Source organism: Paenibacillus sp. B1-35, from assembly GCF_050474385.1.
Taxonomy (GTDB): Bacteria; Bacillota; Bacilli; order Paenibacillales; family Paenibacillaceae; genus Paenibacillus_B; species Paenibacillus_B alvei.
Window position 1 is genome coordinate 89,681 of the sequence record NZ_JBCHVJ010000004.1, and the last position, 24,997, is coordinate 114,677.

At 48.4% G+C, this 24,997-nt stretch carries 22 protein-coding genes and 1 pseudogene; 3 read left to right on the forward strand and 20 right to left on the reverse strand.

Annotated features, from left to right (window positions below):
- Positions 1–19 precede the first annotated feature (19 nt).
- The gene (locus ACQ5BJ_RS14700) at positions 20–151 is read left to right on the forward strand and encodes a hypothetical protein (RefSeq protein WP_430111156.1); all 132 of its coding nucleotides are present in this window, start codon (positions 20–22) and stop codon (positions 149–151) included.
- Between the two features lie 92 nt (positions 152–243).
- Here the strand turns inward: ACQ5BJ_RS14700 and ACQ5BJ_RS14705 are convergent.
- Both ACQ5BJ_RS14705 and ACQ5BJ_RS14710 read right to left on the reverse strand, forming a co-directional pair.
- A pseudogene (locus ACQ5BJ_RS14705) lies at positions 244–861 on the reverse strand (PTS transporter subunit EIIC); the annotation flags it as partial.
- A gap of 209 nt (positions 862–1,070) precedes the next feature.
- Entirely contained in the window at positions 1,071–1,946 is an 876-nt protein-coding gene (locus ACQ5BJ_RS14710; protein WP_430111159.1) for an ROK family protein, read from the reverse strand.
- 327 nt (positions 1,947–2,273) lie between these two features.
- Between ACQ5BJ_RS14710 and trpB the strand changes: the two genes are divergently transcribed.
- Complete coding sequence (trpB, locus tag ACQ5BJ_RS14715) at positions 2,274–3,434, forward strand: tryptophan synthase subunit beta (RefSeq protein ID WP_268598927.1); 1,161 nt, start codon at positions 2,274–2,276, stop codon at positions 3,432–3,434.
- A 74-nt stretch (positions 3,435–3,508) separates the two neighbouring features.
- Here trpB and ACQ5BJ_RS14720 read toward each other — a convergent pair whose 3' ends face one another.
- The 7 genes from ACQ5BJ_RS14720 to ACQ5BJ_RS14750 all read right to left on the reverse strand — a co-directional run bounded on the left by ACQ5BJ_RS14720 (position 3,509) and on the right by ACQ5BJ_RS14750 (position 11,147).
- On the reverse strand, positions 3,509–4,867 hold the full coding sequence (locus ACQ5BJ_RS14720) for an ABC transporter substrate-binding protein (RefSeq protein ID WP_430111163.1): 1,359 nt from the start codon (positions 4,865–4,867) through the stop codon (positions 3,509–3,511).
- A gap of 45 nt (positions 4,868–4,912) precedes the next feature.
- Entirely contained in the window at positions 4,913–6,265 is a 1,353-nt protein-coding gene (locus tag ACQ5BJ_RS14725) for an ABC transporter substrate-binding protein (RefSeq protein WP_005543256.1), read from the reverse strand.
- A 79-nt stretch (positions 6,266–6,344) separates the two neighbouring features.
- Positions 6,345–7,109, reverse strand: coding sequence for a hypothetical protein (locus tag ACQ5BJ_RS14730; protein WP_430111166.1), 765 nt, complete (start codon positions 7,107–7,109; stop codon positions 6,345–6,347).
- 21 nt (positions 7,110–7,130) lie between these two features.
- The gene (locus tag ACQ5BJ_RS14735; protein ID WP_430111170.1) at positions 7,131–7,865 is read right to left on the reverse strand and encodes a hypothetical protein; all 735 of its coding nucleotides are present in this window, start codon (positions 7,863–7,865) and stop codon (positions 7,131–7,133) included.
- A gap of 21 nt (positions 7,866–7,886) precedes the next feature.
- On the reverse strand, positions 7,887–8,660 hold the full coding sequence (locus ACQ5BJ_RS14740) for a hypothetical protein (RefSeq protein ID WP_289356988.1): 774 nt from the start codon (positions 8,658–8,660) through the stop codon (positions 7,887–7,889).
- Between the two features lie 191 nt (positions 8,661–8,851).
- On the reverse strand, positions 8,852–10,588 hold the full coding sequence (locus tag ACQ5BJ_RS14745; RefSeq protein WP_430111173.1) for a DUF4179 domain-containing protein: 1,737 nt from the start codon (positions 10,586–10,588) through the stop codon (positions 8,852–8,854).
- Entirely contained in the window at positions 10,536–11,147 is a 612-nt protein-coding gene (locus tag ACQ5BJ_RS14750) for an RNA polymerase sigma factor (RefSeq protein WP_241751870.1), read from the reverse strand. The genes ACQ5BJ_RS14745 and ACQ5BJ_RS14750 overlap by 53 nt, the downstream gene beginning before the upstream one ends.
- 185 nt (positions 11,148–11,332) lie before the next feature.
- On the opposite strand from ACQ5BJ_RS14750, the gene ACQ5BJ_RS14755 reads away from it, so the two are divergent.
- On the forward strand, positions 11,333–12,709 hold the full coding sequence (locus ACQ5BJ_RS14755; protein WP_430111176.1) for a C39 family peptidase: 1,377 nt from the start codon (positions 11,333–11,335) through the stop codon (positions 12,707–12,709).
- Between the two features lie 116 nt (positions 12,710–12,825).
- Here the strand turns inward: ACQ5BJ_RS14755 and ACQ5BJ_RS14760 are convergent, their stop codons facing one another.
- From ACQ5BJ_RS14760 to ACQ5BJ_RS14810, 11 genes are all read right to left on the reverse strand, one after another.
- Positions 12,826–12,993, reverse strand: a complete 168-nt coding sequence (locus tag ACQ5BJ_RS14760) for a hypothetical protein (RefSeq protein WP_430111179.1) — start codon at positions 12,991–12,993, stop codon at positions 12,826–12,828.
- A gap of 204 nt (positions 12,994–13,197) precedes the next feature.
- Complete coding sequence (locus ACQ5BJ_RS14765; protein ID WP_430111182.1) at positions 13,198–15,762, reverse strand: DUF4179 domain-containing protein; 2,565 nt, start codon at positions 15,760–15,762, stop codon at positions 13,198–13,200.
- A complete protein-coding gene (locus tag ACQ5BJ_RS14770) occupies positions 15,762–16,289 on the reverse strand; it encodes an RNA polymerase sigma factor (RefSeq protein WP_005543265.1) in 528 nt (175 codons plus the stop codon). Before ACQ5BJ_RS14770 ends, ACQ5BJ_RS14765 begins: the two co-directional genes overlap by 1 nt.
- Before the next feature lie 199 nt (positions 16,290–16,488).
- Positions 16,489–16,749, reverse strand: coding sequence for a hypothetical protein (locus ACQ5BJ_RS14775; RefSeq protein WP_040734884.1), 261 nt, complete (start codon positions 16,747–16,749; stop codon positions 16,489–16,491).
- A gap of 55 nt (positions 16,750–16,804) precedes the next feature.
- On the reverse strand, positions 16,805–17,662 hold the full coding sequence (locus ACQ5BJ_RS14780; protein ID WP_005543267.1) for an inositol monophosphatase family protein: 858 nt from the start codon (positions 17,660–17,662) through the stop codon (positions 16,805–16,807).
- A 100-nt stretch (positions 17,663–17,762) separates the two neighbouring features.
- The gene (locus ACQ5BJ_RS14785) at positions 17,763–18,584 is read right to left on the reverse strand and encodes a sulfite exporter TauE/SafE family protein (RefSeq protein WP_268598937.1); all 822 of its coding nucleotides are present in this window, start codon (positions 18,582–18,584) and stop codon (positions 17,763–17,765) included.
- Between the two features lie 146 nt (positions 18,585–18,730).
- Positions 18,731–19,501, reverse strand: a complete 771-nt coding sequence (gene fabI / locus ACQ5BJ_RS14790; RefSeq protein ID WP_005543269.1) for an enoyl-ACP reductase FabI — start codon at positions 19,499–19,501, stop codon at positions 18,731–18,733.
- Positions 19,502–19,653: 152 nt separating this feature from the next.
- Positions 19,654–20,655, reverse strand: a complete 1,002-nt coding sequence (uvsE, locus tag ACQ5BJ_RS14795; RefSeq protein ID WP_430111187.1) for a UV DNA damage repair endonuclease UvsE — start codon at positions 20,653–20,655, stop codon at positions 19,654–19,656.
- Positions 20,656–20,990: 335 nt separating this feature from the next.
- The gene (locus ACQ5BJ_RS14800) at positions 20,991–21,419 is read right to left on the reverse strand and encodes a PaaI family thioesterase (protein ID WP_005543271.1); all 429 of its coding nucleotides are present in this window, start codon (positions 21,417–21,419) and stop codon (positions 20,991–20,993) included.
- A 62-nt stretch (positions 21,420–21,481) separates the two neighbouring features.
- On the reverse strand, positions 21,482–23,158 hold the full coding sequence (locus tag ACQ5BJ_RS14805) for a long-chain-fatty-acid--CoA ligase (protein WP_430111191.1): 1,677 nt from the start codon (positions 23,156–23,158) through the stop codon (positions 21,482–21,484).
- Between the two features lie 37 nt (positions 23,159–23,195).
- Positions 23,196–24,980, reverse strand: coding sequence for an acyl-CoA dehydrogenase family protein (locus ACQ5BJ_RS14810; protein ID WP_430111194.1), 1,785 nt, complete (start codon positions 24,978–24,980; stop codon positions 23,196–23,198).
- Positions 24,981–24,997: the final 17 nt, after the last annotated feature.

Below are 24,997 nucleotides of genomic sequence, written 5' to 3' on the forward strand. Positions count from 1 at the left end.
AAGTCAAAGGAGGCTTTTTATGAAGATTAGAACCAGAATTTGGGATTATGTTGTGGTGTTTGTGGTTATGCCTGTACTGCAGCGCAAAGAAGCCCAGGGATTTTTCATCCTTGGGCTTCTTGCAATTAGGGGTTCTCAACAATCTCCTTAAACGGAAATTTATCCCGATTAATCTTTTTTCATTCAAATTAAGAATGCAAAAAGTACAAATCAGACAGAAGCGCATTTAAAATGGGCGGAGAGTATGAAACTTTTATCTCTAATACCAAAAGGGTCTAATAGAAGCGAGAAGGTATTCAAGCCGTTCTGGACAGGCGGCCAGATGAACACCATGATCATGCTGATAATGAGTGAGGTAACAGCCGTAATAATCGGAACGAAGTGCTTGCCCGCAAAGAAACCCAAATAGGAGGGCAGCTCTATCGTAAAAAATCGTTGGTACAGTACGGCTGCGACGATCCCGATTATGATCCCGCCGAACACGCCCGTTTGGAGGGTCGGGATGTCCTGAATCGTAGCATAGGCCGAATTGCTTGCCACAATGTCGGGTGTCACGTTCATAACGAAATAGCCGACGATAGCCGCCAAGCCGGCTACCCCGTCACCGCCAGCAAGACCAATGGCAACGCCAACTGCAAACAGCAGGGACAAGTTGTCAAATACAATGCCCCCCGCTTGCTCCATGACATTCGTAATGACACTGACTGCACTATTTCCGAGCCAAGGAAGTCTCGCAATCATATCCGGATTGCACAGCGCGTTCCCGATGCCAAGCAGAATACCTGCCGCAGGCAAGATGGCGACAGGCAACATAAGCGCCTTGCCGACCTTCTGCAACACGCCGAATTCTGATTTAAACATAGAATTCATCCCCTCATTGGACAAGGTATGTAAGTACATCTCACCTTTTCCCAAGGAAGCGAAATGTATGCAGCCATTGCCAATGAGGGGACAATCTCATGCTCATACAATCAACCTCATCTACAAAAAAAAGCCGCCGGACACGGTTGTCCGACAGCTTTGCCATCTCACTTCTATGATGCGGCATGTATGGATGAATCCATCACATCCTATTTCAATGCTTGTACTGCAAGTGCTAGCGCACCTGTAATTCCTGCACGATCCTGCAATGCTGGAGGCACGATGTAATCCTCGTTCACTTCCAAAATAGCAGGATGCTGAACGTATCCGTTCAACAGTGTCTTCACCTGCTCGCGAATGCGCGGGAACAGATGAAGCTGCTTGGAGACGCCGCCGCCGAGAATGATTTTTTCCGGAGAAATCGTCAAAATATAGTTCATCAGCGCTTGCGCCAAATAGAAGGTTTGAAGCTCCCAAGCCTTATGATCCTCGCCCAATTGATACGCCTTCACGCCCCAGCGCGCTTCGATTGCCGGCCCTGCAGCAAGGCCTTCCAAGCAATCTTTATGGTACGGGCATTTGCCCTCATACGTATCTTCTGGATGACGCTTCACCATAATATGACCCATCTCTGGATGAAGCAGCCCATGAACCAGCTTGCCCTCCACGACAGCACCTGCGCCAATGCCTGTACCTACTGTGATGTACAAGCAGCTGTTCAAGCCTTTGGCCGCTCCGAATGTCGCTTCGCCCAATGCCGCTCCGTTCACGTCTGTATCAAAGCCAATCGGCACATCGAAATGGCGCTTCAAATGCCCAACAACATCGTATCCGCTCCAATGCGGCTTAGGTGTTTTTGCGATATGTCCATACGTAGGACTGTTCGGATTCAGTTCTACTGGCCCGAAGGAACCAAAGCCAATGCTGCTAACTCCTTTATCTTTAAAGAACGCAACCGTACGATCCATCGTCTCTTCCGGTGTCGTCGTCGGGAACGATTCGATTTGTTGAATTTGTCCATCTTCGGTACCGACACCAACGACAAACTTCGTGCCTCCGCCCTCAATAGCGCCTAACAATTTCATGTTTTCTCCCTCACCTTCTCAAGCCTGACTTTATCTGTCTCGTTCAGAGGAGATCCCTCATATGCCAGCTTATGATCGCGCTTACGAAAATCGAAAACGCAAATCGTAAGACAACGTTTTCATCATATTGATTATATCATTAGGTCATTCATGTTCCAATCATATGTCTCACATCATCTAAGATTCGGACACACATCCTGAGCTTTATACCCTTTTTCGTCTCTGTAAAGAGCTGATGCATCAGAAATAACATTAGACTTTAACACGATAGTGCGATAAAATATGAACAAATTATTGCTAATCATTGGAACCGAGGGGGTAATTCACATGACCGTATCAACAGAACAAGGCAGGTTCGGGCAGTTCGGAGGAAGCTATGTACCGCCCCAATTGCAAGGGGTATTGGAGCGTCTCGCAGAAGCCTTTTACAAGTACAAGGACGACCCGGAATTTATCCAAGAATACAATATGTACGCACGCGAATACGTAGGTCGTGACAATCCGCTCACCTATGCGAAGCATCTGACAGAGAAGCTCGGCGGTGCCAAGATTTATTTGAAGCGCGAGGATTTGAATCACACCGGTTCCCATAAAATCAACAACGTGCTTGGGCAGATTCTGCTCGCTAAGCGCATGGGCGCACACCGCATCATCGCGGAAACAGGAGCAGGCCAGCACGGTGTTGCGACAGCAACGGTATGTGCCATGTTCGGCATGGAGTGCATCATTTACATGGGAGCAGAAGACATTCGCCGTCAGGCACTGAATGTATTCCGTATGGAATTGCTTGGAGCCAAGGTCATGTCGGTCTCAAAGGGGCAAGGACGATTGAAGGATGCGGTGGATGTAGCACTGGATGATCTGGTGGAAAACTACGCATCTACGTTCTATCTGTTAGGTTCTGCTGTCGGGCCGCACCCGTTCCCGTCTATCGTGAAGCATTTCCAATCGATTATTAGTGAAGAATCGAAGCGTCAAATCGTGGAGAAAGAAGGTCGTCTCCCAGATGCCGTTATCGCCTGTGTTGGCGGCGGCAGCAATGCAATCGGCGCTTTCGCCCATTATATTGAGGAGCCATCAGTACGTCTAATTGGAGTCGAGCCAGATCAAGCGCCAACCTTAACAAAGGGTGTGCCTGGTGTACTGCATGGCTTCAAATGTCTTGTCTTGTTAGACGAGGAAGGCAATCCTGCTCCAACTTACTCCATCGCAGCAGGCTTGGACTACCCGGGTATCGGACCCGAGCATAGCCACTTGAATGAGTCCGGCCGCGCGGAATATGTGACGGTAACGAATGAAGAAGTGCTTGAAGCCTTCCAAGTGCTGTCAAAGACAGAGGGCATTATTCCTGCACTCGAGAGCGCACACGCAGTTGCTCATACATTAAAGCTCGCGCCAACGCTTAGAGAAGAGCAGATCATCATCGTCAACATCTCCGGTCGCGGGGATAAAGACGTCGAGCAAGTATTCCATATGCTGAATAAGTAAGGCTAAGGTAGGATACCTATCCTACGCAAACAAACAGCCATAGTCCGTTCTCTACGGCTATGGCTGCTTCTGCTTTATTTGTTCTTGCGGGCAAGATCCAGCTTCACTTGCGCCTGCTGCTCCAGATCCGCAATCGCCTGATCCAATGTCATCTTATCTCCGGCTACAGCATGCAGCGCTTCATTCAACAGCGGCTCATACGCCTGATAGAAGCTGTCCGGAATGTTCTTCTTCCACTGCTCGTTCGTATGATGCTTCGATGGCTTCAGCATATAAATGGATTCAGCGCCTCTTTCCAAACTTCTCGGGATATATCCCGTCCGCGCTGGTAAATCACTTCTTCCTGAACGGGATATGATCTTCGCCATCCCTGTGCCGTTCATGAACTTGACGAGCTCCCAAGCATCATGTTTATTTGCCGAATCGGCAGCAATGGCGAATATTTGCGTGGCAGAGATTCTATTGGACTCATCTGCGTGCGCCGGATTGATTGGGGCGGTCACCATGCCCCAATTTATCTTGGAAGAAGACCCGCCAATGTGTGCTGCAAAGGACGAATCATTGAGAATCATCGGGGATTCCCCATTAACGAATTTGTTCATGGCCAATATATAACGCGATCCCGGATCGCCGCTCTGCTCTGGCGGGCGAACGGATACCGCCTTTTTCTTGATCGCATCGACCGTTAACTGAAACGCTTGCTTCCAGCCTTCGGACTGCAGCAGCACCTTCTTGCCTTCCGCGTCGAATAGCTGCAAATCCCTCGTAGCTGCGACTTCCTGCAATACATCAGAAGCTTGATTATCAATCAATCCATAGGAAGCATCTTCATCCGTCCTGCCGTTATGGAATCTTGCAGACAATTCAAAGAGATCCTTCCACTGCATTTTGTTGACCGGCAGATCAATACGTTTCTCCTGGAACATATCCGCATTATAGTATAAGTACCGAGCCCTGAGCGTGGGAGCAAGCCCAAATAGAGAACCGTTTCCCTTCTCGCGCAGCATGTCGATCAAACCGGGCATATAACCATCCAAATCGAATTGCTCCTGCTTGATCACCGATTCCAAATCATACAGCTTGCCCATGCTGGATAAATGCTCGTACTCATCCAAATTGAGAACAAGGACGTCCGGCTTCTGGCGCTCCATCATGCGCTGCAACTTTTCCTGCGGGCTTAATTTGTCCGATGCGTCTTCTCCTTCATTCCCCGACTGGATGATCTCAATTTCAATGTCCGGGTACTGGCTTTTAAATAACTGGCCGTACTTGTTATGGAAGTCCTCCACATAGGGATAATACACCTTCAGCTTCCCGTTGCCTTCACCGCCAAGCCCATCTGGTACGGACTTACTCCCGAAGCATCCGCTTATGACCAGGACGATGCTGAGCAGAAGCAGTATAGCTGCCTTTCGTTTTCCGGTTCGCCTCATTTCTCCACTTCACTTCCCCTTTACATGCCTATTCATCGATCTCTTTTATTTCAATTTGTCTTGGCGCACCTTCTGAAGCGCTGCCTGTGCCTTCTGCTGTAGTTCTGCCAAGGCCTCATCCACGGTTTTCTCTTTGTCAATGATGGCCTTCAATGCTTCCTCCCGCAAAGGAGAGTATGCAGTGTTAAAGTCACTTGGAACTCGCTTTATCGCCCACTCGTATTTCTTATTTTTTATTTGCAAGGCATAGAAAGCTTCTGTACTCTTGCCCTGAATCGACTTGACGAATCCGGTTCGCGTCGGCAGCTTATAGTAGATGGCAGAGCTTGCCTTCGCCATCTCCGGTCCGTTGACGTACTTTACAAATTCCCAGGCGGCCCGCTTATTGCTCGAATGCTCGTTAATGGCAAAATACTCATAGGGCCTTGCACTTGTCGTTTCATTTGGGTGGGAGGGATCAATAGGAAACTGAACCATGCCCCAATCCATCTTGCTTGCCTTCTTGTTTTGCGGATCGCTAAACTCGCGAATAAAGCCTGAACTGCCGAAGGTCATGGCCGCGTTGCCTTGCAGGAAGAGATTGTCGGCCGCTAGGAGAAAACTCGAATCTCCCGGTTTCTTAACCTGCAGTGCGCGAGTGCGTATTGCATCCGCCACCATTTGATAGGCCTGCTTCCAACTCTCTGATTCGAGCAGGATATTCTCCCCCTTGGCATCGAATTCCTGTAGGCCCCATGTGTCCGCTATGCGATTCAGCATCCCAATTGCGTCCTCATCGCCAGCATATAGCCCAGGCATTCCCGTATCTTCGAAACGCACAGCCAGATCGAACAGATCCTTCCAGGTCATGCCGCCTTTGGGCAGATCTATTGCATTCGCTTTGAATAAATCGGCATTATAGTAGAGCACTTCCGTAAAGAAAAACGGCGGCAGGCCAAATAGTGCGCCTCCTCCCTGCTCTCTCACCATATCAATCAAGCCTGGCATGAACCCTTCGAGATCGAATTGCTCCTGCTTGATGATCGACTCTAGATTGTATAATTTGCCGTCCAATGCGTACTCTTCATAGCTTGGAGCTGATAGAGTCAACACATCTGGCTGCTGTTCATCAATCAGCTTCGTTAATAGCGTCCCATAATCAACACCTTTTTGGATTTGCATCTGCTGGTATAATCCCTTGGTCTCGACCACTTCGATGTCGATATTCGGAAATTTGAGCGTAAATACATTTCCGTATTCTCGAAAGAAATCACCCTCATCAGAGTAAAGCACCTTTAATTTGCCATGGCCATCTTTTCCGAGCTCCTCCAGCACAGGCTTCGGTCCGAAGCATCCGCTCACCAGAGCCATAATGCTTACTAGAATCGTACCTTGCTTCAACCACGAACCCCATCGCATCTCGCCTATCATTCTCCTTTACTTCCGAATCCAAAGCCGCAGGCAACCCGCCTGCAATTTCTGTCGGCCTTAATCCCTATCATTTCTTGATCATCGTTTTCGCGAGCTTGATCAGCTCTTCCTTCGTCAATGGATTACCGGGATTCGTGGCAATGGTGAATCTTACCCCTTTCTCCGTCCATGACACCGAATTTCTAACGAATTGAGGATACTTCTTCTTTGTTTCTGCATCATATTCGTCAGCAGATTTGTACTCGAACCCTTCGTCTTTAGCATTCTTATCTATCTCTAGCGTGAAGAGTTCCATGAACAACTTATCATTTCCTTTGGCGTACTCCAGCTTGATCTCTCCCACCTCTGGCGCTTCTACCTTTTTGGAATACACCACTTTGCCTTTAGCTTCCGCCTTCACTTGTGTCTCCAATTTCTTACGATCGATTGAATTCTGGATTTCTCCTTTGACAAAGGCATATCCCTCCGGCATGCCCTCTGGCTCCTGTATGATAGGCCCTTTTAATGTAGAACTATATTTTTCGTAGTCTTCATATTTGGTGAATGTCGGGAAATTTGTATAGTATAGAAACTCACTTCCGCCATTCAGCTTCTTATCGCTGACATATACGAGATAAACATCTCCAGGATTTTTTTTGAGCTTTACTATCCTTGCCTTCTCCGCTTCGATCATTTTCTTTTTCTCTGCATCAGTTGGAGCCTTGGCTGCCGCCGTCTTGAGCGTTATGCTGTTGAATGATTGCGACGATGCTGCCTGTACAGCAGCGCTCATGGAACCTAGCAGCAGAATGCTGCAAAGTGTAGCGATGGTTACTTTCTTTGTGTTTTTCATGGGTAATGCTCCTCTCCAGAACTATTTTTTAATCATCGTTTTCGCAAGCTTCATTAAATCTTCCTCCGTCAATGGATTCTCGGGATTCACAGAGAGGAAAAATATTTTTCCGTTCTCCGACCAGGTAACTTGATTTCGATCAGTATGTAAGCTATCTGCGGCGGATTCGTATGTGTATTCTTTAGCCTCCTTCTCTTCGCTATAATCCGTTTGCATGTGGAGAATGATATTATCTTTTCCTTTTTTGTACTCCAGTTTGATCTCTCCCGCTTCCGTCCATTCCATCTTTTTGGAATATACTACTTTGCCTTTGGCTTCAGCCTTCACTTGTGCCTCGAACTGTTTACTGAACGAATTTTGGATTACTCCTTTAACAAAGGTATATCCTTCTGGCATCCCCTCTGGCTCCTGTACGATTGCTCCCTTCAATTTAGAAGTCCATATCTCGTAGTCTTCGTATTTTTTAAATGTCGGGAACTCCACATAATACAAAAACTCACTATCGCCATTCAGCTTCTTATCGCTGACATACACGAGATAAACATCTCCAGGATTTTTTTTGAGCTTTACTATCCTTGCCTTCTCCGCTTCGATCATTTTCTTTTTCTCTGCATCAGTTGGAGCCTTGGCTGCCGCCGTTTTGAGCGTAATGCTATTGATTGATTGCGACGATGCTGCCTGTACAGCAGCACTCATGGAACCTAACAGGAGAATGCTGCAAAGTGTAGCGATGGTTACTTTCTTTGTGTTTTTCATGGGTAATGCTCCTCTCCAGAACTATTTTTTAATCATCGTTTTCGCAAGCTTGATCAGTTCTTCCTTCGTCAAAGGATTCTCCGGATTTGTGGAAATCGTGCAGCTTACTCCTTTCTCTGTCCATGACAGTGAATTATTGATGTCTGGAAGGATTTCATTCTTTGGCTGTTTAGCATTTTCTTTGGCCTTCTCGTCGGCAGACTTATACTGGAATCCTTCTTTAGATTTCTTTTCCTCTCCGTTTTCTATCTTTCTCAGACTCAGCACCAATTTGTTTTTGCCATTGGCATATTCCAGCCTGATCATTCCCGCTTCATCCCATTCTATCTTTTTGGAATACACCACTTTGCCTTTGGCTTCAGCCTTCACGTGCGCATCGAACTGTTTAAACGGATTTTGGATTACTCCATTTACGAATTTATATCCTTCCGGCATCCCTTCTGGCTCCTGAATAACTGCTCCCTTCAATTTAGCTGTCCAGTTCTTGTAGTCTTCATATTTTGTGAATTTTGGAAACTCCGAAGAATATAAAAACTCACTTCCGCCATTCAGTTTTTTATCACTGACATATAGAATATAGAAATCCCCCGGATTTTTTTTGATTTGAAATACTTTTTTCTTCTCCGCTTCGAACATTTTCTTTTTCTCTGCATCAGTTGGAGCTTTGGCTGCTGCCGTCTTGAGCGTGATACCGTTGAATGATTGCGACGACGCTGCCTGTACAGCGGCACTCATGGAACCTAGCAGCAGAATGCTGCAAAGGGTAGCGATTGTTACTTTCATCGTATTTTTCATTAGGTTATTCTCCTCTCTAATTCAAACGATATTGGATGTTTGTCAGGCCGCACTGCAAGTTATGGGATCCCTTAGGCGCAAGCCTCTATCCTAATTAACACAGCAGCCCTCATTTTAGTTCACTAATTTGGAAGAAATGAAAAAAAATGCTGCCCTTACGTCATATCCTGACGAGGACAGCATCGTTCATCCTATTGCAGCTTTATTTTCAAATTCCGATCCCAATGTCGAATGTAGAACTCAAATAAGTAAATCTCTGTTTCGTTTCCCTTAAATCCACGATACACGTTTACGTACTTGTTGGAATTCTCCCAATCGAGCCAGTTCTCCTCCCATTGGAAAAACAGGACTTTCCCAAATATTCTCTCGTCTCCCTGTTTCATATACGTCTGAGAAACGCCGCTGAACTTTAAATTCTCGCTCTCGTTCTCGACATACAGATCACCGTTTTTGGTATAGTAGGTTACTTTGACCGGATAACCCTCTACGTTCACAAGCGTTTCTTTCTTTTCATCTGTAATAGCTGTCAACTTGATTGGCTTCTTATAGTCATTTATCTTCTCAATCTCACGTTCCAACAACAATTCTACCGGCATATCCGCGGTCAACCGCAGATCGGGCCTTACCGGAAACTCGAACACTTGCCGATATCCATAGAGCGGAGTATCGAAGTATTCCAATGTCAACTCCCACCCTTCAAGCTTACGTCCGTTCACCAGCAATGAAACTGATCGGTATGGAATTCCGTGGAATACTTTCTTATTCTCCACCTCCAATTTTATCGCTGTCGGCCTGATAATCAGCTTGCGGAGGATCGAGTCCCCTTGAGACGTGCGGAGCGGAATGTTTAATTCCCGGGTCACTGACGCCTTCATCGCCTTCTCCTTGTTCAAGGTGAACATGCCGATATTCCATTCTCCCTCGATATGACTTCCCTTCACGCCGTACACAAATTCGAATGAATTGCCGCCCTGCAGTAGTTCGTCCGAGCTATAGCCTTCTTGTACACCCCATTCTGGATGCCCATCAATCTCGATCGTTCTAGTCGACTTATCGCCTGATCGATTTACCACTTTCCCTTCCTTTTTCACCACAATTTGAGGCCCAACGATGTTGAAATTCGAATTATCCGTGTAGGACACAGAATATTTGAGGAGTGCTTGCCCTTGTCCGCCTTTTACAAACTGCACCTTCAATTCCTCAATCCCACCATTATGAACCGGAAAAGTCTGTACCTCCGCCTTGTGCGGATCCAAATCGATTGGTACACGAACGTAGTCATACGCTTGCAGCCCACGCGCAGACAATTGCACATTCGCTTCATTGCCGGGAACCGTCCAGGACGTCTCGAAGAAGCCATTGTAGGTTCGGCTTTCTTCATCCCATTTATCCCAATAATATCCATCCCTCCAGTGGTAGTTCAAATTCACTCTCTTCACATAATCCAGGCTTTCAATGGAATTTCCTTTCTCGTCTTTGAAATCAAATTGGTCGAATATCCATTTCCGCTCCTGCTTATCCCCTGTATTCAAGCTGTATAACAGCGTGGTTCCATTATCGTCGGACACCGCCGTATCGATAGCGAATGTGATGCCGCTATTCGTAACCTTCTTATTGATCGGTTGCCCAAATCCATGCTGGATCGCTGATTCCACACCTTTCAGATTTTTAAAATCCCACTTAATGGTAATATAGGCGAGAACTGGAGTAGCCAACAGCACAAACGCAGCCAATGACAGCACAGCCAACCTGCGCCCGCGGAACAACGGCTTCGTCTGTAACGGTGTGGCCGACGTTCCTTGTTCGTCCTGCTCACTTCTGGCCGCCTCAATCCGCATCCACATCGCCTCGAAGTCCGGGTAGGAATGGCTGCCTTCATCGCCCAGCTGCTGTGAAAGATTTGTTGCTTCGTTTGTTTTTTTCTCCAAGTTCCTCACCTTCCTTTCTTCCCAAGCTACTGTTCCGCTTGACTGATTGCTCATCCGGCAGCTTTAAATCATCGTCCAACTCGTCCAATATGACCCTCATCATCTTCAATCCTCGGTTCAACCGGGATTTCACGGTTCCCACCGGAATATCCAGAATATCCGCGATGTCGGCAAGCGGCAGATCATTTGTATACCGCAGGGTGATGACGATGCGGATTTTGTCCGGCAGCTTCGCGAGGCGCCGCTTCCACTCGTCCTCTGACTCCTTTTGTTCGACTACCGTTAGGATAGAAGGTTCCACCTGCTCCCGTTGGAACAAGAGCAGCATCTTCTCCTTCATCCATCTCGACTTATTCTTGCGCAAGTGATTTAAGCAATGGTTGACCGTAATTCGCATGAGCCACGTCTTGAGAAACTCCACCTTGTCCCATCCCGACGTGAGCGCCTTCATGAACACCTCTTGGCACACGTCTTCCGCATCCGAGGCATTGCGCAGCATATAGTAGCAGGTCCTGTACACATCTCTGTTGTATTTTTCGAAAAATTCCCTGTCCGTCAACAGGTTCTCCACCTTTCCTACACATCGCTAGTTGCTGCTCCCCTTGAACATGCACTACTAGATTAACAACTATCTTCTATAAAAGGTTCATTTATTGGATAAATGGGGTAAAAAATTTAGCACCTAATGAAATCTCGGCAAATTGCCGATATAAGAAGGGAGTATGTCTGAGGAGGGTTTGAACTTTGCCGCGAATCGTCAGGCAGCTGAATCGATGGCTGCTGTTTCTTATATTGCTAGCTTTATGTGCATTTCCTTTTCAAAACTTTATTCTCTCTAAGCTCAAGGATGGCTCCTTACCCTTCTCCTTTGGGCTGCCCTCGGACGACATTGTACTGATGCTGTACAGCAATACCGCACGGGTAGGACGCTATCTGGTTCCACTTGCAGAATCCGAGCCGAAGGCTGCTCCTTATCAGGAGAAGGGGGAGACACTCGTACCTGTCCGCTTCCTGGCGGACAAGCTTGATGCAGATCTGGCTGTCGATAAGGGTGGCCGCACCCTTACGTTGTCAAGAGATGAAGCAAGAATTACGTATTCGCTCGAAAAAGGCAAGGTCAGCATCGCGACTCCATCCGGCAGCAAATCCGCAGCCTCTGTAAATGCACTGCCTGTTCAGAAGGACGGAGTTACCTACGTCCCGCTTCGGCCGGCTAGTGAAGCGCTCGGGCGGCATATTTATAGCAGTGGCGGCGTAATCGCACTGACCACGACTCCAAAAGCGCCTAAACAAGAGAAGTGGAACGAATGGAGAGAGGAATTGTCCTCCTATCTGGCCTACGATGCGTTTGGTTCGTATGCAGTCAAGATGGGAACAAGCTATACCGCACTGTTCCACCGCTGGGAAGACGCCGTCAATTATGCGAAGCAGATACCTGGCCGCAGAGTAACCTACCGCGGTCAGCATGTGATGTGGGATCCGAAGAAGCCTGCGCCGAAGTCGATTCGCTTGAATGGAGCTCCGCTTATTTTGCAGCTCCCTGAGTTGCCGCGCGGCTGTGAAGTGACTGCCCTAGCCATGCTCTTGCAATCCGCAGGTCAGAAAGTAGACAAGATGGAGCTGGCTAAAAATATCCGCAAAGATACAACGCCGTATGAGAAAAAGAATGGCGGCATCTATTTCGGCAATCCGCATCGCGGATTCGTAGGCGATATGTACACGTTCGCCAATCCTGGTCTCGGGGTATATCACGAGCCGATAGCAGAGGTCGCGGAGAAGTATTTGCCGGGACGAATCATTGATATGACCGGGACATCGTTCGGGCATCTGCTGTGGACGGTCGGGCAAGGAACGCCAGTATGGGTTATCCATACGACACTGTACGATTCCGTCCCAGCAGGAGCTTGGATAACGTGGAATACAGCAGATGGGCCAATCCAAGTGACCTACTATGAGCACTCCTTGCTTGTGATCGGCTATGACGATCAATATGTGTATGTGCATGATCCGCTAGGTCGCCGCGATCGCATCACCCGCGCCGCCTTCAAGCGCGGGTGGGAGCAAATGGGCAGCCAAGCCATCACCTATACGAAGGAAGCGCCAACTGCACAAGCAACATAGGTGCACAGGCAACATAAAAGGAACTGTCCGCACTGCATCCAGTTATGCAGAGAGACAGTTCCTTTTGTTCTGGCCATATTTAAACTTTACTCCAATGATTCTTAGACAAACTCTCCCTAATCATAATTGCGCAATATGAGGTAGAGGATTATCCCTACCGGACCGAGCAGGAAGACAACGAGCGCCCATAGACACCCAATCTGCTTCCCCCTGCGCGCTGATGCCTCGCCCCATATCCAGAACAGGCACACCCAGCTTAACACCCATATCAGAAAGCCAATCAACCGCATCCCCCCGTTTCAATTAAGAAACCTGGTTGTAATTGTTTATGCTGCAGCACCTATAAACTACATTTGATATGTACGCAGGAATCGCTGCAATTAGGATTTCTTTTTCATCATGCCTGGCTTCCCCTATGAACACAGAAAGCTGACCCACAAAGCGATTTCTGCTTCGCGGGTCAGCTTTTCTAACCTTTTTTCTCTTGTCTAATTTAGATTTATGTCGTTATTAGTATCAATATCCAGGCGGTAGAACTTCGAATAACGATTCATTTGCCCTTCAATCGTCAGACTGCCTTCTCTTTTGAAAATATACCAGTTTTGTCCGTTATATCGCTCAACCGAATACCCGTTCAGATCAATGCTGAACAGCCTTTTCACGTCAGGCGCCGCTGCGTCGAGCACCTGCTTATTCGAGAATTTGTCGAAGAGGGCCTCGGTTGCATTCGTTCCCGTTTCTAAAATGTCGGAATCATAAACGGACAGTATGCGTCCAGTGTTATAGCCAACCTGAATGGACAAATCACGCTCCTGATCCTCTAAATCGTAATAATCCTTCGCAATTCCGATACGGCTGTCATAGCGATACGTACGGCTTGCAAGCGCCATCGGGGTTTCTTTCCCTCTAACGGTGAGGGAAGCTTTCTTAGCCGACTCAAGCGCCTTAGCACTTACTTGATCCATCGGAATGTCATAAGACATGCTAAGGACTCGTTCTCCCTCCATCTCGATGTCGATATCTTTTCCTGTAATCCAGGTATGCACATCCCGATCGACCCTTGTCTTTGCCCGAGTAATGTCCTGAATACGGGCAGCCAGCTGTTTTTCATCCAGTCCTGTTTGCCCTTCAACAATCCGCTTAATCTTATCTGGCAGCTCAGCGTAATTCATGGAGATGTGAACATCATAAGTTCCACGTTTCACATCAAGAGCGGCATAGCTCTTGTTATCCTTGCTATAAACGGTAACATCATGATAAGACGATCCACGGTATTCCTCGACTCCATATAGCTCAATGTCACGACCAGCAACTTCTCGTACTGCTTGCTTCATACGCTCCACTATGGAAGAATCCAAATCCTTCACCGTCTTGCCATGCTTCGGCTCCGTCAAGCTGCCTACTTGATCGTGTTCTCCTGCGAGCGGCGGGATGGTAAACTCAATCTTCTGATTAACCTCAATCGGTTCATTGTATCTCCGTAGCGATATTTCATATTCGTCCAATTTCGGAGCCATAATCGCAATATCATAAACATCTTGCTTCTGCTTCTCCTGCCCCCATTTATCCTTATCTTCAAAAATCGTTCCCAATACCCAACTGAACGTAATATTTCTTTCATATTTTTCGTTTAATTGCTTGCCTGTCATTGGGATAGCTCTCGTCTCCGGTGTATCCAGATTCAAGTCATATTGCTTCCAAATCTCGTTCGATCCTGATCCCTGAAGCTTCAAGTAGTAAGGCTCATACGTCAAGAATGTACCCTGAAACGGATTATTCCCCGCTTGATCTGGCTGAACCTTGAGATGGAGGATTCCCTTATTGTCATACTCTGTGCCTAATATCGTTATATCCCTGCCCTGATATTGGATCTTCTTTGGATATTTATCTTCCGTGCGAAGACGGAACGTACGATTTGGCCGGGCTTGAGTCACATACAATCTCTTTAATCCCAGAGTCATGTGCTTCGGCTTGTTCTCGAAATAGACAGACGGGATAAACTCCCACTGGTTGCGGCTGACCCCATTCACCAAATCTCTGAATCCTGAAGACTGTCGAATCGGATACACTTTACCGGTCTCGTCTTTCAGTATAAGATTTTCTCGGACAATCTCATCCCAATCGTAACCTGGATGCAGCTCTGCCTTTCCTTCATCTTGAATTCGAGTTCGAGTCTCAAGCAGCATACGGGTAGGAGAGATCGTAATATCCTTAAGAGCAAACTGCTGCACAATCGAGTCTGCCTGCTCTGCCGTCCGCTCCAGATTGACCACGCGAGTTGGTTTTATATTATTGATACCGAGCGGAACCTGAATATCCTCTGATTCGGAGTAAATATTTTTATATTCGTCATTGCGCTTAATTTTTGTCAGCCGGATCGTAATTTTCCGATCCTTATCTTCTCGTTTCAACTGCTCGACGTATTCTGGCGGCAAAGGAATGTCATGTTTCCAAGTAACAATACCATCCGCTTTTGCTTTAGCCTGTTTACGCGACTCATCATCGGATTCAATATGATAGGAAGTCGTATGATTGCTTCCATCCGAGAATCGGTGTTCGTCAAATTCAGGGAGCGTAGCCGTATAATCCTCGAACTCGTCATACAATCGGCGGGAACGCTGCGCCTCGGCAATATCCTCGCCCTTGATTGTAACCGTGACGAACAGACGATCATCTTCCAAATACAAATTATCGACGCTTACTTCCCGCTCTCCCCACTTCGTACGGTAGGTTTGTACCGGAATGTAGCCATGCTCCTTGGCATTGCGGATGCCCATAAAGCTGCCTGCCCCTTCCAGCCACTTGACTGCGGCCTCCAGTCCGGGGATTTGCTTCGCATACGCGGCAAAGGAAGGCACAAACATGATCGAGCCAGAGAACAGCAAAACGCCGGCCGCAACCGTTCCTATGCTGCGCTGTACAATCTTCGTCCGATGGCGGCGGCGATCCATATTCTCGATCCGCTCCGCAATCCGTTGAGACAGATTAGGTGGAATAGGCACTTCGGGCAATTTTGCGAACATTGCTTCGATCTCCTCATCCCTAAATTCCATCAGCATCTAGCCTCCTTCATTTCTGGCATCATTTGCTTTTTAAACAACTTAATTGTGTTATATATTTTCGTTTTAACCGTGCCCAGCGGCATATCTGTCATCTCTGCAATTTCTTCTAGCGTATATCCTTGAACATACTTCAATTGGATGAGCATCCGCGTCATTGGCGGCTGCTGCTCCATAAGAGCCTGAAAATCCAGCATTTCGTCCGTCGGCGGACGCTTTGCGACTCCCATAACCTCTTCGTCCTCTATGTAGACTATCGATTTATTTTTACGCAAATAGGTTTTGCACTGATTGATGACAATCCGAGTGAACCAAGTGTTGAATTTTTCGGGGTCTTTCAATTTCTGTATATGAATAAGGGCCTTCTCCACAGCATCGCATACTGCGTCCATACTGGCGGCCTCATCGTGTAAATAACTATATGCGATTCGGTACGATCGGTCTTGAATTTGCTGTACCGCTAGTGCAAAGCTGTGTGTATCGCCCTGCTGCGCGCGGACAATCAGCATCTTCTGATCCATAGTTCCTCCCCCTTCGGTCACCACTATGATGCATGGAGGCCCTAAATAGTTTTGGAAACTAAAATATTATTTTACGTTGACGCTCCTTTAACAGTTTCATACGAGTTCATGATTATCGTTCCTCCTACTTTTGATGTCAATTTCAATAGTAAGATGCCTCACTTCGGTCAATTGTTTTGGTGCAAAAAAAAATCCCGGACTAATTCCGGGACTCTCCATCGCGCTTAGCGCGTTTCATATATTGGTCATAACGGTCGTCTACTTCCTCAGCGATAGAGCGATACCGATTCGTTTCTTCTACGATTGGATCCAGCGTCGTCTGAATACGGATTTCGGTTCGCGGCGCTATTCGACGTCTAACAGCCTCGTCCGGCTTCTCTGTATCCATCTCTCCTGCCGTCAGCCGCTCGTGCAGCTCTGCCTCCAGCTGCTCTTGTCTTCCCTTGTCCCGTTCAGTCACAGGAACACCTCCCTCAAGCACATTCTCCCTCTAGTATGAGCTTGAATGACACTCTCTAGCCTTGAGCTTTTGCTTCTCTTAACGCTTCAATGAAGGAGCCGTGAATATGTCCGTTCGAGGCAACGACGTCCCGCACGCCTAGATGATATGGTCTGCCGTACGTATCTGTTACCTTGCCGCCGGATTCCGAGATGAGCAAGCTGCCCGCGGCCAAATCCCAAGCATTCAGGTTCAATTCCCAGAACCCTGTCAAGCGGCCTGCAGCCACATAAGCCATGTGGAGAGCGGCCGAGCCTGCGGTACGGATGTTGCGAACCTGCGGCGCAAGCGCGGTAATCCCCGCCAAATTCGCGGGCAACGCATGTTCTCGCTCCGTAGGGAATCCGCTTGCAATCAAGCTCGCCCCGAGCTGCTGCTCTGGTGCCACCTGCATTCGGCGTCCGTGCACATAGGCACCCTTTCCTTTTTCCGCCACGAACAGTTCATCTCTCGTCGGATCGTACACAATGCCGACAATCACTTCTCCCTTATGCGCCAATGCGATCGATACGGAGTAGAATGGGAACCCGTGAACATAATTTGTCGTTCCATCGAGCGGATCAATAATCCACACATATTCCTCCTGCAGCGCCTTCTCCAATGCCCGCTTGGCCGCATCCTTTCCAGGATCCACCGATTCCTCGCCGAGAATAGTATGCTGCGGGAAATGGGTCAGCAGCAAACGGCGGATCATCTGCTCGGCTCCTTTGTCAATTTCGGTAACAAGATCGTGCATAGAAGATTTTATATTCAGCGATATGTACTGCCCTAATTTACTCTTAATCCATTCACCCGTCTTAGCCGCACAGTTGACTGCTACCGCTGTATAACTTTTACTGGTGACCACATGAGGAGTCTTGTCTGAAGTATTCAAGGCTTCACGCTACTTTCTATTAAAAATTGCTTCCTTTTCTTCCAATATACGTAGTAATCCCTTAGAAGTTTCGTTCGAATATCCAAGCTATGCAAAATGTTCATGAGCCTGCAAATCCGCTCACAATCATGCGAATCGCAAGTATCAACAAGGTAATTCGCAGCACCAGCAGCAGCCCTTTGCCCGACATTCGATTCGCGATTGCTGCACCTAGCCTTCCGCCAATCCAGGCGCTCGGCGCCAATATTGCAACCAGCATCCAATCGACGGAACCATTCCATGCATGCACGGTTGTTCCCAGAATGGAGGACAGGAAGATAACGAACATGGATGTCGCCGAAGCAACATGCGGTGGGTAGCGAAATAACAGTACCATGAGCGGAACGAATAATGAACCGCCGCCTATGCCAAACAGCCCTGAAATGAAGCCGACCGCAAACCCGATAAACAACATCGGCACCACGCTGTACCCGTATTCGGTAGCTTGTCCAGACGGATCTACATATGTGCGAGTACTTCGCCATGCGATGTTCACTGGCTTCAACCGTTCCTTGACGACCATCAGGATCGCCATCCCGAGCATGAAGAAGCCGAACACTAGATTGAATACATTGTCCTTGAAATACTCTGTAAGTGCCGCGCCCAGCATGGAAGCAGGCCCGCTTGTAATGAAATAGATCGCCCCGCTTCGCCAATCGACACGCTTCACCTTCATATAGGCAATTGTAGACGAAAGAGCTGTAAAAATAAGCACCGCCAGCGATGTCCCTACTGCTGTCTGTGAGGTAACGGCTTCTCCCAGCAGGTGCGGGCCGAAGAAAATGAGCCCTGGCACAATAATGATTCCGCCGCCTAGTCCTACAAGGCTGCCGAACGTTGCTGCGATTAGTCCGATAAGAACAAGAAACAGAATGGTTGCCATCAAATGCTCCTACTTTCCTCGCAATAGTAAGTCCCTATTTCTGAACGATATATAAACTGTCGCCCATACGAATAAATAAAAATCCGCCCGCAGGCAGCTGCCGATTCAAGCAGTTTGCCAAACAAGGCGGATATAGAAGTCGAGTGTTACACGCCGACAATGTGATAACCGCTGTCCACGTAGATCACTTCACCCGTAATACCGCGTGAGAAGTGGCTCATCAGGAACATTGCAGTATCGCCAACTTCCGCCGTGTCTGTTGTGCGGCGCAGTGGTGCCTTCTCCTCAACCTGCTTCAAGATCGAGTTGAAATCGCTGATGCCCTTGGCAGCAAGCGTACGGATCGGACCTGCAGAAATTGCATTGACGCGTATGTTGAACTGTCCCAGATCTGCCGCCAAGTAGCGAACAGAAGCTTCAAGCGCAGCTTTCGCGACACCCATGACATTGTAGTTCTTCATTGCGCGCTCTGCGCCGAGGTAAGTCATTGTCATAATGCTTCCGCCTTCTGTCATGAGCGGATGCAGGCGCTGAGCTACAGCTACCAGAGAGTATGCACTGATGTCTTGCGCTAGCGCGAAGCCTGCACGGGATGTATCTGCATACAGTCCTGTTAATTCTTCTGTCTTCGCAAATGCGATACTATGCACCAAACCATGCAATGTACCGAATTCTTCACGAAGTTTATCTGCCAATTGATCAATCTCTTCATCTACCGTAACGTTGCATGGAAGAATGACTGCATTCGGAATCGTTTCAGCTAGTTTGCGCACACGTGCTTCCACACGGTCGCTTTCGTATGTAAATGCCAATCTTGCGCCTTGTGCGGCGAGTGATTGCGCGATTGCCCACGCGATGCTGCGATCGTTCGCGACACCCATAACCACGATATTTTTACCTGCTAACAATTGAGACATTACTAAATTTCCTCCTCTCGCCATTTCGCATCATCAATTTGGTTTCACGAACTATGCATGTCCCTTTTTGACTGTTGCGGAAAAGCTCTTTTTTCAACGTATCCTATTTTTGCTTGATTTTCAAGTAGCAACTAGCAATCTGCGACTAGACACTACGGATCAATCTTCACACTCGCTTGATTAAGAATCGTTACCCCTTCTCCCGTATAGGGTACAAGATCTTTCATAAGCTGGAATAAGGCTCCGTCCTTCTGCTTTGCCTCCAGCATAACATCAATGCGCTCTGTATAAGAGGCAATCGCTCTGAGGAAGGCGAGCAAAGGCTTCACTTCCACGTAGTCAGCGTGTCCTCTTATATCGGAGGAGCTTTTAGGGCTGGACACATGAATCTTCGGCGGAAGCGGATTTTCGTTTGTCGCATCTGCCTGTCCGTAAGGCGTAAGCCATGTCTTCAATATGCGCGGCCACAGCTCATCCAATGATTCCCCTTCATTATTCACCCATTGATGATGAATATCGAGAACCATAGGGACGCCGAGCCGTTCACTAATTTGCAGTGTCTCCACTGCATTGAATGTTTTGTCATCGTTCTCCAATGTCATGCGCTTCTGTATAGCTTCAGGCAGTGCCTTGAAGTTCTCGACAAATCGTTCGCCCGCAATCTCCTTGTTGCCATAAGCACCGCCGACATGAATGTTGTTCTTCGCCCGGGCATCCACTCCCATTGCCTGCAGCATACGCACATGATGCTCTAAATCCTTCACGGACTTGACAAGCACATCCTCGCGCGGCGTGCTCAGTACGGTAAAGTGATCAGGGTGGAAGGACACGCGCATGTGATGCTCGTTCACATACTGCCCAATCGCTTGAAAACCCTTCTGCAAAGCGGGAAATGGATCCCAATCATTCAGCTCCGGATGCGTAGCCAGCGGAATTAACTTCGAGGAGAAGCGGTACAACTGAATGTCGTGTGCACGATTATGCTTTAGGAGCCGCAGCGTATTGTGCAGATTTTCTTCCGCTATGCGTTCCGCCTTGCGCAAAGCCGCAGCACGATCCTCCAGTTTGCGAAATGATGCGTATGTCATCGTACGCGAGGGCGAGGCATTCGCCACCGTGACCGACATCGCTACATATCCGAATCGAACCAGCATACTTCGGATTCCTCCCGACTGCTATTGTCATGCCGGCAAATACTTCTGCCCAATCTGACAAGCGTTTTCTCCTTCTAGCATTACCTTACTAGCGTGCGCTTAATCGACTAAGCTAGGAGATGTTCGCCATTGTGGACATAACGCGCTTCCTTACTATACTTTGTCGAATACTCTATCTAAACCTAAAACTATCTAAATCCTTTAAAGATTGCTTCACTATCGGCTGCAAGAAATAGATATGACTTATACAGATTAACCGATTTTGGCAATGCAAAAACCCCTGACCTATTTGGTGCAGGGGCTTGCTCTATTAAGTTAAGTATGCCTGAACACAGTCATATCACCCGGAACGTCGCCAGCGCAAGGGAACCAAGCTTGCCTTCCGCATCAATTACCCGTCCTGTGCAAGTGATTGAGCGGCGCGTTTCATGCACGATTTCCGCCGTAACTCGAAGTTCTCCGGCCTGCAGCGGCGCAACAAAGTTTACGTTCAAATTGGATGTAACCGTATTTTCATCGGGTCTAGCCAACATCGTAGCCAATCCCATCGCGTTATCTAATAGAGAGGACAGTACCCCGCCATGAACGATGCCTATGGCATTCAAATGATGCCGTCCAGCATCAAGTTTTAGAACGACATGCCCCGGCTCTGCCGTCAACGTTTCGCAGCCAAGGTAATCCCAGAAAGTTCCCTTCGCTTGCGCATACAATTGGTCGAGTCGCTCGCTTACGATGGATACAGGGGTTGCTGCCAGCTCCTCCATAGAAATTCCCACCTCCAAGCACTTCTTTATTCAACTTCATGCCAGCAACAAATACAGCCTTACTACTTTTTCACCAATTCATCCTCTTCCAGCAGCATGCGGCGCAGTACCTTGCCCGCAATGGTCTTCGGCAGCTCACTGCGGAATTCATATTGGCGCGGCACCTTGAAGGAGGCCATCCGCTCGCGGCACCAGACATTTAACTCATCTTCGGTTACTTGGAATCCAGCGCGAGTCACAATATATGCTTTGACCGTCTCTCCTCGGTAAGCGTCGGGCACACCCACAACGACGGCTTCCTTTACACTTGGATGCTCGTACAGCACTTCCTCCACTTCCCGCGGATAAATATTGAACCCGCCGGCAATGATCAAATCTTTTTTTCGATCAATGATGGAGAAAAATCCTTCCTCATCCTGCCTTCCCAGATCCCCTGTATACAGCCATCCATCCCGAAGCGCCGTTACGGTCTCCTCCGGCTTGTTCCAATACCCCTTCATCACCTGTGGGCCGCGGACAATCAGTTCTCCTACCTCGCCCTGCGGCAACTCTTCTCCCGTGTAGGAATCAACGATCTTCGCCTCCGTATCGGGGAACGGAATGCCAATAGAACCATTTTTGCGTTTGCCCCACAACAGGTTCGCATGCGTAATCGGCGATGCTTCCGTCAAGCCATACCCTTCGATAAGCACGCAGCCCGTCAACGCTTCGAACTTCTCCTGCACCTCCAGCGGCAGCGAAGATGCGCCGCTGATGCATGTGTGAATGGAAGACAGGTCATAACGGTTCGTATCCGGATGATTAATCAGCGAAATGTACATCGTCGGCGCCCCTGGGAACACGGTCGGACGCAGCTTATGAATAATCTGCAGCATTTCGGAGGCCTCGAACTTCGGCACAAGCACGTTCATCCCCCGACACAGCGTGCACAGATTCATCAAAATAGTCATCCCGAATACATGGAAAAATGGAAGCGCTCCCAAGAAGACTTCTTCTCCGCGCTTCACCTTATAGAACCATGCCGCCGATTGCATCGTATTGGCGACCAAGTTTCTATGGGTCAACATCACCCCTTTAGGTGTGCTTGTCGTCCCTCCGGTGTACTGCAGCAGTGCCAGATCGTTTTCTCCGTCGACTTCCGCACAGATAAATTTTGGCGGAACGCTTTTGAGCAATGGCGCAAAGGCATGAACGTGATCATCATACTTTACCCCGGCCGCCTGAACGTTTTTCTTCATCTTTAAGGAAAACAGCACGTTTTTCGGAAAGGGCAAGTAATCCTTAATAGAGGTTACGATCGCGTGCCGAAGCTGTGTGCGTGCCTGAACGGCACGCACACGCGGATATAATACATCAAGGGTTACGATCGCGGCTGCTCCGGAATCGGATAGCTGGATCGCCAGTTCACGTTCCTTATAGAGCGGGTTTGTAAGTACAGCTATACATCCGGCCATCAGCGTACCATAATACGCAATGACGGTCTGTGGACAGTTGGGCAGCATGATTGCCACTCGCTCCTTGCTGCCAATTCCAAGCCGCACAAGTGCATTTGCGAATCGGCAGCACTCTTCAAGCAATTGCTCATAGCTCAAACGCTTCCCCATGAATTCAAGCGCGGGCCGTTTCGGGTATTCCCGTGCCGCATCGATGAGGAATTGGGCGACATTATGTCGCGGGTAGTCATACGTCGGGTCAATTTCCTGCGGGTAATGACGGAGCCATGGCTTTTCCAATGGCATACCTAACCATCCCTTCCTCGCGGGGTTCTCCCGCGTATTACGAGACCACGTATTTTTCCACTTGAATCACGCGTGCCGCTATCTCACGCTTTATACCTACGCCGTCAATTGGCGAGCTCTTCGCCAGCTTCTTCAGAATCGACAGTTGTGTGCGCAATACGTCGCCTGACTCCATTGCCGCCAGCGTTTCCTTGGCTGTACGTTCAATATCAGCGAATGCCTCATGCATGTATACAGTTGTCATTTGCATCGCAAGTTTCGCCTTTGCCTCGCCCTCCTTCGCCATCAGCTTGCGAGTGCGCAGCAGCGCGCTTTCCATTGCGTATACGGCAATCATTAAATCAGCAAGGTTGCTCAAAATTTCCTGGTGCTGCTCAAGCGATGTTCCGTATTTTTGAGCTGCTAATCCACCAAGCATAAGGAATATCTTTTTCGCCATCTTAACGAGATGTTCTTCCTGCTCCATTGCTCCACCTGATTCCGGCATGGATACGATCGACATCAGATCGGCTTGGAGCGCCTTCGCCTTTTGCAGGAGCGGCAGTTCTCCCTTGGCAGCTCTCTTAAGCAGCGTGCCTGGGATAAGCAATCTGTTAATTTCATTTGTTCCTTCGAAAATGCGGTTAATGCGGGAGTCGCGGTAGATGCGCTCGATTTTATACTCCTGCGTAAAGCCGTAGCCGCCATGAATTTGAACGCCTTCATCGGCTACGAAATCAAGCACCTCTGAAGCGAACACTTTATTAATGGAGCATTCAAGCGCGTATTCGGTAATCGCCTTGGCCATTAACTGACCTGAATCCGGCTGCTTGTAATCGATGTCTTTCAGCACATTGTCCACCAAGCCAGAAGTCCGATACACCATCGACTCCGTTACATAAGTACGGATGTTCATATCTGCCAGCTTATTGCCGACAAGAGAGAATTCTGTAAGCGCCTTGCCGAACTGTTTGCGTTCGCCAGCATATTTCACGCTCAACTCGATCGCTTCCTTCGCTGCTCCGAGACATCCAGCCCCCAGCTTGAAGCGGCCGATGTTCAAAATATTGAACGCAATAACGTGCCCGCGGCCTACCTCTCCGAGTACATTCTCCACTGGAACCTTGACGTCCTCGAAGAAGAGCGGACAAGTGGAAGAACTCTTAATTCCCATCTTCTTCTCTTCCGGTCCAACCGTGAAGCCTTCCATTCCCTTCTCAACAATGAATGCCGTGAAGTCCTTGCCGTCTACCTTCGCATATACGACAAAAATATCGGCGAAGCCCGCATTTGTAATAAAAATTTTAGAGCCATTCAGCACGTAATGACTGCCATCCTCAGACAGCTTCGCTGTCGACTTCGCGCTAAGCGCATCTGATCCAGATGACGGCTCCGTAAGGCAATAAGCAGCGATTTTAGCGCCTGTCGCAAGGTCAGGCAAATATTTGGCCTTCTGCTCTGGCGTGCCAAAGAATACGATCGGAAGCGTCCCGATACCCACATGCGCGCCAACGGAGAGCGCGAAGCCAGATGCTTTGGTCAGCGTTTCGCCGATCAGCGTAGAGCTGACCTTGTCGAGCCCAAGACCGCCATATTCTTCTGGAATGTCCGCGCCGAGCAGCCCGATTTCCCCGGCCTTGCGCATCAGCTTAACCGTCAAATCGTAATTCAATTTTTCCAATTCTTCGTCGTGCGGCAGCACTTCTCCTTCTACGAAATCACGAGTTGTATCCACCATCATGCGCTGTTCTTCGGTGAAATCCTCCGGAGTAATGATCGCATCCGGAGTGATGTCATCAATGACAAAGCTTCCGCCTTTGATTTTCTGTTCCAACATGGTCATGGTAATCTTCTTCCTTT